Raw genomic sequence first — 8071 nt, forward strand, 5'->3', positions numbered from 1 at the left:
ATTCATGGATATATTTTTCGGAAAGTTCATGAGGGGTGATCCCTTCTTCATGACTGCGATTAATAATTTTATCATCGACATCCGTGAAATTTTGGATAAAAGTGACTTCGTATCCAGAGTATTCTAAAAATCGGCGCAGGACGTCAAAAACAATGAAAGGACGGGCATTGCCAATATGGAAATAGTTGTAAACGGTAGGACCGCAAGAGTACATTCGCACCTTGCCAGCCTCAATGGGAATAAAGGTTTCTTTTTGTTGAGTAATGGTATTATATAATTTCATATATTTTAACCTTTCAATTTATTTATTTATCCGACTATGTTATGATATTACATTATACACTAAAGATAAGATTAAGTGTAAGGGATAAAATCTTTTTAGAAAGAAAATTTCTGTAATTTTTAAGAAATCGCTGAGGATGATCAATGGAAGAAAGCATGAAAAGACATGTGCTGGCCCAGGCAATACTGGCTCTTGAAACCGAAGAAGAATGTAATTTGCTGCTGGAAGATATCTGTACCATTAAAGAAATCGAGGATATGGCCCACCGTTTTGAAATTGCCTTTTTGTTATTCCAGGGAAAAACCTTTATTGATGTGGAAAAAATTACCGGGGCTAGTTCAGCTACCATTAGCCGGGTGAATCGTTGTTTGAAACATGGCCAGGGCTATCGCCATATGATCGAAAAAATGAAAAGTAATAACACCTTAAAGTAATCTTATTTTAAATTTAAAAATAAAAGGAGTTGAGTGTAGTGATGAAAGCTGTAAAGAAGTCAAAAAAATTGGACAACGTTTGTTATGATATTAGAGGACCGGTGGTTGAAGAGGCGGATCGCATGGAGCGGGATGGCGTTGACATTATTATGCTCAACACCGGGAATACGGCCCCCTTTAATTTAAATGCCCCGGATGAGATTATCCAGGATATCAAATATAATATGCGGCCGGCCGAAGGCTACTGCAATTCTCAGGGCATTTTCTCAGCCCGGAAGGCCGTGGTTCAGCATTATCAGACCAAGGGTCTGCTGGATCTGAAGGTGGACGATGTTTTTCTGGGCAATGGGGTCAGTGAGTTGATACTTTTTTGTATGCAAGCCCTCTTGGATGATGGCGATGAAATTCTCGTTCCGGCACCAGACTATCCATTGTGGTCGGCTGCGGTCAACCTATCAGGAGGAACCGCTGTCTATTATGTCTGTGATGAAGAAGATGAGTGGAACCCCAACCTTGCCGATATCGCCAGTAAGATTACCCCCAATACCAAGGGGATTGTGGTCATTAATCCCAATAACCCTACCGGGGCCCTTTATCCCAGAGAGATTCTTGAGGGGATTGTCGATCTGGCGGTTGCTAACAACTTGATTATTTTTGCCGACGAAATTTATGATCGGGTCCTTTATGATGATGCGGTTCATATCCCGATGGCAACTCTTACCGAGGAGGTGCTGGTGGTGACCCTCAATGGCTTGTCAAAATCTCATCGGATTCCCGGTTTTCGGGTTGGTTGGATGATATTGACAGGCAACAAGGAAGGGGCCAGTGATTATATCGAAGGGATTAAAATGCTTTCCAATATGCGGATGTGTTCCAATGTTCCGGGACAGCATGCCATCCAGACCTCATTAGGGGGTTACCAGAGCATGAATGATCTGCTTAAACCCGGAGGTCGGCTCTACGAACAGCGGGAGATTGTCTGTAAGCGGATCAACGCGATTCCGGGTCTGTCCTGTGTAAGACCCAAAGCAGGGTTTTATGTCTTTCCCAAAATTGATACCGAGATGTTTAATATCACCAGCGATGTCCAGTTTGCTCTGGATTTCCTCAAAGCAGAACATGTCCTGATGGTTCAGGGGACCGGCTTTAACTGGCCAAAGCAGGATCATTTCAGAATTGTGTTTTTGCCCCATCCCGAAGATCTGATCGAAACCATGGATCGGCTGGAACGGTTTATGGCAAATTATCAGCAAGAATAAGTTAAAGAACGGAAGAATGATGAAAAAACAGTTAATGAAAAGCAAAAAAAGAGCAATCGTGGCCGGTGTTTGCGCTGGTCTTGGCGAATACTGCAACATTTCGCCCTGGGTCTTCAGAGGGTTATTGTTAGTATTACCGATCGTCTTGCGAACGTTTGGGTTAATGATTAGTGTTGGAATTTATATTTTCCTGGCGGTGGTACTCCCTGGCAATCGGCGGATCGCGGATCAGGATGTTGTTGAAGTGGATTATGAAATTATCGATGACAACAACGAAGAAGAGATCATTGATTTCAGTGACGAAAAGACAGGAACCGAAGAAAAGGTTGACTAAGATGCTGGAAAAAAGAATCATTACAAAATCAAGTCAGGAAACCTTTGATTTTGGAAAATATTTGGGGGAAGCTATCGACTTCCCCCTGATTATTTTTTTACAGGGCGAAATGGGGGCTGGAAAAACCCTCTTTTCAAAAGGCTTTGTGACCGGAATGGGATTAGATGATGAGGTCACCAGTCCCACCTATACCATTGTCAATGAATACGGCAATCCGCCCCGGATTTTTCATTTTGATTTATACCGGCTCCAGGATCCGGATGAGCTTTATGAGATGGGCTTTGAAGATTACCTCAGTCAGGGTTGTACCCTGCTGCTGGAGTGGCCGGATCTGGTGCTCGGAGATCCGTTTGAACCTAAGCTGGAAATATGCCTGGAATCCCGACTGGATGATCCCGATCAGCGGGAAATTATTTTAAAAACAGAGAACTCAAAAGTGGCGCAGATATTAAATTCGCTATCGGATCGGTAACCCGGGAAGCCTCATTAGCAGAGACGGGGATGTCCCCTAAATCGCTTGCTTACTGCGGTGTTAATAATTTATAAGGTGGCAAACATGAAAAAACCTCTAACTAGCGTGATCATCCCCGCCGCCGGATTAGGTCGGCGGATGAATGCATCTGTCAGCAAGCAGTATCTGCAGTTAAATGGGAAACCGATCTTAGCCCATACCCTGGATGCGTTTGAAAATTGTTCGATGATTGATGAAATTGTGCTGGTCATCAATTCGGAGGAATTGGATCTTTGTCAGAACCAGGTTATCGGAGCCTATCCCTATACCAAGGTTAAATTGGTGGCCGGCGGTAATACCCGGCAAGAGTCGGTTTATGCCGGACTACAAGCGGTGAATTCAAAGACCCGGATTGTCCTGATCCACGATGGGGCCAGACCGCTGATCAGAGAGTCAGTAATTCGCAGATGCATTGAAGAAACCATCAAACATCGGGCTACGGTGGTGGGCGTCGCGGCCAAAAATACCATCAAGGTGATTAATGAAGATGGTTTTGTTGAACACACTCCGGATCGGAATTATCTGGTCGAAATACAAACCCCCCAAACCTTTGATTATGATTTGATCAAAGAAGCGCATAACAAAGCCCGTGAATCTGGAGTGGTCGGGACAGACGATGCCTTTCTGGTGGAATGGCTGAAGATTAAGGTTAAAATAGTGGTTGGCGACTATACTAATATTAAGATCACAACCCCGGAGGATTTGACGATTGCCGAATCGATCATCAAGCGAATGGCAGAAAACCAGTGATCAGACCGAAAAAATTAAAAGATTATTAATAGAAATAAAGAATGAAGTGAAAAAAGCTGATATTTCATGCAGTTTTTCGCTTCATTCTTTATTTATTGGGGAATAAAAGATATAATGAAAAAGCACGAAACAAAATGTAAGGGTTATTCACCTTTTTAAAAATAAATTGTGAAAATGTGGAGGAAACCATGATTGAATTATCAGAAGAACTTCTATTAAGAATGTATTATAAAATGAACCAGGCCCGATATTTCGAAGAAAAACTGGATGATCTTGTTTCAAAGGGACAGGTCCATGGAACCGTACATCTGGCTATCGGTCAGGAGGCCTCAGGGGTCATGGCTTGTCTGGCGCTGGAAGAGGGCGATCTGGTATCACTGAGTCATCGGGGGCATGCCCAGGCGATTGGCTTTGGACTGGATGTCAATTTGATGATGGCAGAATGTCTGGGAAAATATACCGGCTACTGCAAGGGCAAAGGCGGTTCGATGCACATCGCTGATGTGGAAAATGGAAACCTGGGGGCTAATGGCGTGGTCGGCGGGGGCTTTAACCTGTCCTGCGGGGCGGCACTGACCCAAAAATACCATCAAACCGGAAAGGTTGTGTTGTGCTTTGCCGGGGATGGCGCCACCAACGAGGGAAGTTTTCATGAATCCTTGAATCTGGCCTCGATCTGGAAATTGCCGGTGGTTTTTTTCATTGAAAATAATCAATATGGGATGTCAAATCCGATTGAAAATCACATGAATATCGAAAACATCTCAGACCGCAGCGAAGCCTATAACATCCCGGGCCTCACCATTGATGGCAATGACTTTCTCGATGTTTACAATACGGCTACCAAAGCCTTGCGCTATGCCAGAGCGGGGAAGGGTCCGGTACTGATTGAAGCCAAAACCTATCGTTACAGCGGCCATTCCAAAAGTGACAAACAGGTTTACCGGGATCAACGCGAAGTTCAGGTATGGCGAAAAAAAGATCCGGTATTGAAAATGAAAGAATATCTCCGCGAAAATCGGGTTTTTACCGAAAAGCAGATCCTGAAAATGGAAGAAGAAGCCAGGCTTTCCATTGAGCAGGCGGTGGAATTTGCTAAAAAAAGTCCGCAGCCGCAGCTTAATAGAATTTTAGAAGATGTATATGCGTGAGAGGTTGAATGATGAAAACAAGTGATATGACAAAAATGACCTACCGCGATGCCATCCGTCTGGGGATCACCGAAGAAATGCGTTTGGATCGTGATGTTATTTTTTTAGGTGAAGATATTGGTCTTTACGGCGGGGCCTTTGGGGTGTCAAAGGGCTTGCTGGAAGAGTTTGGCGAAGAACGAATTTTGGATACTCCGATTTCTGAAGGAGCCATCGTCGGGACAGCGGTGGGGGCGGCAACCACGGGCTTACGTCCGGTTTGCGAAATGATGTTTATGGACTTTATCACCCTCGGGTTGGATGCCCTGGTTAATCAGGGTGCTAAAATGCGCTACATGTTTGGCGGCCAGTCCCAGGTGCCGATGGTTCTGCGCCTGCCGGCTGGTTCCGGCACCGGTGCCGCAGCACAGCATAGTCAGAGCCTTGAAGCCTGGTTATGCCATGTACCCGGACTAAAGGTGGTGACACCGTCTACCCCGGCTCAGGCCAAAGGACTGATAAAAGCGGCCATTCGGGACAATAACCCGGTCTGTTTTATAGAACATAAGATGCTCTATGATGCCGTGGGTCTGGTTCCACTTGACGAGGATTATACGCTGGAAATCGGAAAAACCATTGTCGAACGTCCCGGCAAGGACGTCACCATCGTCGCTTACGGTACCACCCTGGCAAAAGCTATTGAAGCCGCCGAATTTTTAGATGAAGAAGGGATCCGGGTGGAAATTCTCAATCCCCTGACGCTGTATCCCATGGATATGAAACCTATTATTGAATCGGTTATTAAAACCGGCTGTCTGATTGTTGCCCATGAGGCCGTTAAAACTGGAGGAGTCGGCGGCGAAATCGTCGCCCGGGTGGTCGAAAGCGAAGCCTTCGACTATCTCACTGCTCCGATCATTCGTTTAGGCGGGCTGAATGTCCCGATTCCCTTTAATCAGGAATTAGAGGCGGCAGTGGTGCCCCAACGGAATGATTTCGTCCATGGAGTCTATCGTCTCCTTAACCGGGAATAGGGAGTTGGCAGAATGATAGAAAATGAAATAATATTACCGAAAGAGAAATTGGATATGGCAGCAGAAAACTTGACAAACGTCGCAGCGGTAGAGTTGGCGGATACAATTAAAGAAGACGTAGCTCTTCATGGCGAAAAACAGCAAGCAGTGATTCAAGAAGCGGACTCAGATATGAAAACTGAAACAGCCGAAGCAATCGTGACAGAAACACCAGCCGAAATTATTGAACGAGCCGAAGATCCGGCAGATGAAAACTCTCTTGAAGAAAACCTGGAAGAAAAACTGACGGCGGCCATTGAGGCGCTGGAAATAAATCTGGCAGAAACCATCAAAGCAGGGATAAAAGAACAACCGTCTGAAGCCATTCGGGGGATCTTCGAGGATGAAGTGATTGAAGAACTGCAGGGAAACCCTAGCGAACCAGATCCACGGGTTGGAAAGGTCAGAGCAACCCCGGCGGCAAGACGAATTGCCCGGGAATTTAAAGTAGAACTTAAAAAGGCAACTGGTACTGGACCAAACGGAAGAATTGAAGCCGATGATGTAAAAAAAATGGTGGTTATTCAACCGGGAACCTTCGACTACAAGTCAAAAGAACCGGTGGTGATTGGCACAAGTCTGGATAAAATTGCTGGGAATCCCAGTAATCTTTTTTCAACTCCGGTGAAACTGGAAGAAATTCCCGATAAAAAAACGGTGTCCCGAAAAAAACTCAAAGATATGAATCAGAGGATCGAAAAGGTGCCAAATCCGGAACTGGATTTTGTTCCCTTTGTGGATGAGAACGATAAAAATCGGGAAGATAAAGATGCCGATGTGGTGACAAAAGTCTCAGCGCTGGATTTCGTTCCGTTTATTGATTTAAAAGTGGAGCCGCTGCGGGAAGAAATTATTGTTAAACCAACGCCGATGCATTTGCTCCATGAAAGCGAACCGGAAAACCTGGGTTTAAAAAACAAAAAATCGCGAGGCCTGCCAAGAAAAAATCAGATTCAGGATAAAAATAAAAATGAAATTAAGGCGGCAGCAACCAGTGTCGCAACTGCCATCGAAGCAGCAGTTAGCGAAGAAAAAAGCATTGGGACTCAATCCGAGATAACTCAGATACCGGCACTCGAAGAGCGTCAGCCGGAAAATATTATCCCGGAAAGATCAGAACCAGAAGTTTCTGAGCCAGAAGTCTTTAAGCCAGAAGTCACTGAGACCGAAAAGGTTGAACCGATGATGAGCGCAGCTGAAAACATGGGGCCTGAAGCAACGGCTGCCGTAACAGAAGAAATCAGTGAAATCAATGAAGTCCAAGAAGTCCAAGAAGCGCTAGCAGAGATAATTGTCGAAACCGTCGCAGAACCCCTTCAGGAATCGGAACTTGCTGAGAATAATGCAGATAACCATCAAGAAAAAAATCGGATTCGGACGGTTCGACCCAAAGCAATCAGAAAATACCTGGTTAAAAGCAATGTGGAAACACCCGTTATCAGCTTAACCACAGAAATTGACATGACTGAAATTAAGGATCTCCGCAAGAAGATTACCAAAAAAATTGAAGAACAGGCCAGATACCGCTGTACCTATACGGATTTTCTGCTTCTGGCAACCTCCCGGGCACTGGTAAAGCATCCGCTGATTAACGCCCGACGGGAAGATGATGTGGTGGTTGCCCATGCCCACGTAAATATGGGTTTAACGGTTGAATCCGAACATGGCTTTATTGTTCCGGTGATCCCAAACGCCCAGCTGATGAACTTTGTGGAAATCGTCAAATGCCGGGGTGATCTTTTAAAGGCGGTTAAAAACAAACATCTGTCCCAAGATCAGTTAGAGGGCAGCACCTTTACCATTACCAACCTGGGGATGTACGGAATCCGGGAATTTACCGCCATCATTAACCAGACCAACAGTGCCATCCTCAGTGTCGGCGAAGTGGTTCAGCGGGTCCGCATTCATCAGGGTGAACCGGTGGTTCGATCAGTGATGAAAATCTGCCTGAATCTCGATCAACGGGTTGCCAATGGGGTAGACGGAGCAAAATTCCTGCAGGATATTAAGGCCGACATGGAGAATCCATCGCTTTTATTGTTTTAGCCTTAAAATTTGCCGAAATCAAGAAAAGATAACGTTACCAAAAAAATAATCATTGTCACCTTTAAGCAAATTGTGTTAGACTAAACAGCATAATATAAGATTACAGAACTTACATGAAGCAGATGAAAAGCAATGGCCAATTGTCTGCTTTTTTTGTATCTAAGCGAGAGTTGAATTCGAAAGGAGTACAAGGTTGGAGAAGATATTAAAGGAAGGCATTACCTTTGATGATGTATTGTTAATCCCAGGAA

Annotated in this window: 9 protein-coding genes; 8 read left to right on the forward strand and 1 reads right to left on the reverse strand. The window is 44.9% G+C overall.

Annotation, left to right across the window (positions count from 1 at the left end):
• On the reverse strand, positions 1-283 hold a 283-nt coding region (locus ACEW8F_RS05550), incomplete at its 3' end, for a class I tRNA ligase family protein (protein WP_373482481.1).
• A gap of 143 nt (positions 284-426) precedes the next feature.
• Here ACEW8F_RS05550 and ACEW8F_RS05555 point away from each other — a divergent pair.
• The 8 genes from ACEW8F_RS05555 to ACEW8F_RS05590 all read left to right on the forward strand — a co-directional run bounded on the left by ACEW8F_RS05555 (position 427) and on the right by ACEW8F_RS05590 (position 7820).
• Positions 427-717 carry a YerC/YecD family TrpR-related protein gene (locus ACEW8F_RS05555; RefSeq protein ID WP_373482482.1) on the forward strand — a complete coding sequence of 97 codons (291 nt, stop codon included), beginning with the start codon at positions 427-429 and terminating at the stop codon, positions 715-717.
• A 41-nt stretch (positions 718-758) separates the two neighbouring features.
• Positions 759-1976 (forward strand): pyridoxal phosphate-dependent aminotransferase, encoded by a 1218-nt coding sequence (locus tag ACEW8F_RS05560; RefSeq protein ID WP_373482483.1) that lies wholly within the window; start codon positions 759-761, stop codon positions 1974-1976.
• A gap of 16 nt (positions 1977-1992) precedes the next feature.
• The gene (locus ACEW8F_RS05565; protein ID WP_373482484.1) at positions 1993-2310 is read left to right on the forward strand and encodes a PspC domain-containing protein; all 318 of its coding nucleotides are present in this window, start codon (positions 1993-1995) and stop codon (positions 2308-2310) included.
• 1 nt (position 2311) lies between these two features.
• Complete coding sequence (gene tsaE, locus ACEW8F_RS05570) at positions 2312-2782, forward strand: tRNA (adenosine(37)-N6)-threonylcarbamoyltransferase complex ATPase subunit type 1 TsaE (RefSeq protein ID WP_373482485.1); 471 nt, start codon at positions 2312-2314, stop codon at positions 2780-2782.
• 84 nt (positions 2783-2866) lie between these two features.
• A complete protein-coding gene (ispD, locus tag ACEW8F_RS05575; RefSeq protein WP_373482486.1) occupies positions 2867-3571 on the forward strand; it encodes a 2-C-methyl-D-erythritol 4-phosphate cytidylyltransferase in 705 nt (234 codons plus the stop codon).
• 188 nt (positions 3572-3759) lie between these two features.
• Complete coding sequence (locus ACEW8F_RS05580) at positions 3760-4722, forward strand: thiamine pyrophosphate-dependent dehydrogenase E1 component subunit alpha (protein WP_373482487.1); 963 nt, start codon at positions 3760-3762, stop codon at positions 4720-4722.
• 26 nt (positions 4723-4748) lie between these two features.
• Complete coding sequence (locus ACEW8F_RS05585; protein WP_373482489.1) at positions 4749-5735, forward strand: alpha-ketoacid dehydrogenase subunit beta; 987 nt, start codon at positions 4749-4751, stop codon at positions 5733-5735.
• Between the two features lie 12 nt (positions 5736-5747).
• Entirely contained in the window at positions 5748-7820 is a 2073-nt protein-coding gene (locus ACEW8F_RS05590) for a 2-oxo acid dehydrogenase subunit E2 (protein WP_373482488.1), read from the forward strand.
• Positions 7821-8071: the final 251 nt, after the last annotated feature.

Source organism: Acetobacterium sp., assembly GCF_041752335.1.
Lineage (GTDB): Bacteria > Bacillota > Clostridia > Eubacteriales > Eubacteriaceae > Acetobacterium.

Excerpts from the sequence above, each read along its gene's own strand:
- ACEW8F_RS05555 (WP_373482482.1), top strand. The coding sequence starts at position 427 with ATGGAAGAAAGCATGAAAAGACATGTGCTGGCCCAGGCAATACTGGCT.
- ACEW8F_RS05560 (WP_373482483.1), top strand. The coding sequence starts at position 759 with ATGAAAGCTGTAAAGAAGTCAAAAAAATTGGACAACGTTTGTTATGAT.
- ACEW8F_RS05565 (WP_373482484.1), top strand. The coding sequence starts at position 1,993 with ATGATGAAAAAACAGTTAATGAAAAGCAAAAAAAGAGCAATCGTGGCC.
- tsaE (WP_373482485.1), top strand. The coding sequence starts at position 2,312 with ATGCTGGAAAAAAGAATCATTACAAAATCAAGTCAGGAAACCTTTGAT.
- ispD (WP_373482486.1), top strand. The coding sequence starts at position 2,867 with ATGAAAAAACCTCTAACTAGCGTGATCATCCCCGCCGCCGGATTAGGT.
- ACEW8F_RS05580 (WP_373482487.1), top strand. The coding sequence starts at position 3,760 with ATGATTGAATTATCAGAAGAACTTCTATTAAGAATGTATTATAAAATG.
- ACEW8F_RS05585 (WP_373482489.1), top strand. The coding sequence starts at position 4,749 with ATGACAAAAATGACCTACCGCGATGCCATCCGTCTGGGGATCACCGAA.
- ACEW8F_RS05590 (WP_373482488.1), top strand. The coding sequence starts at position 5,748 with ATGATAGAAAATGAAATAATATTACCGAAAGAGAAATTGGATATGGCA.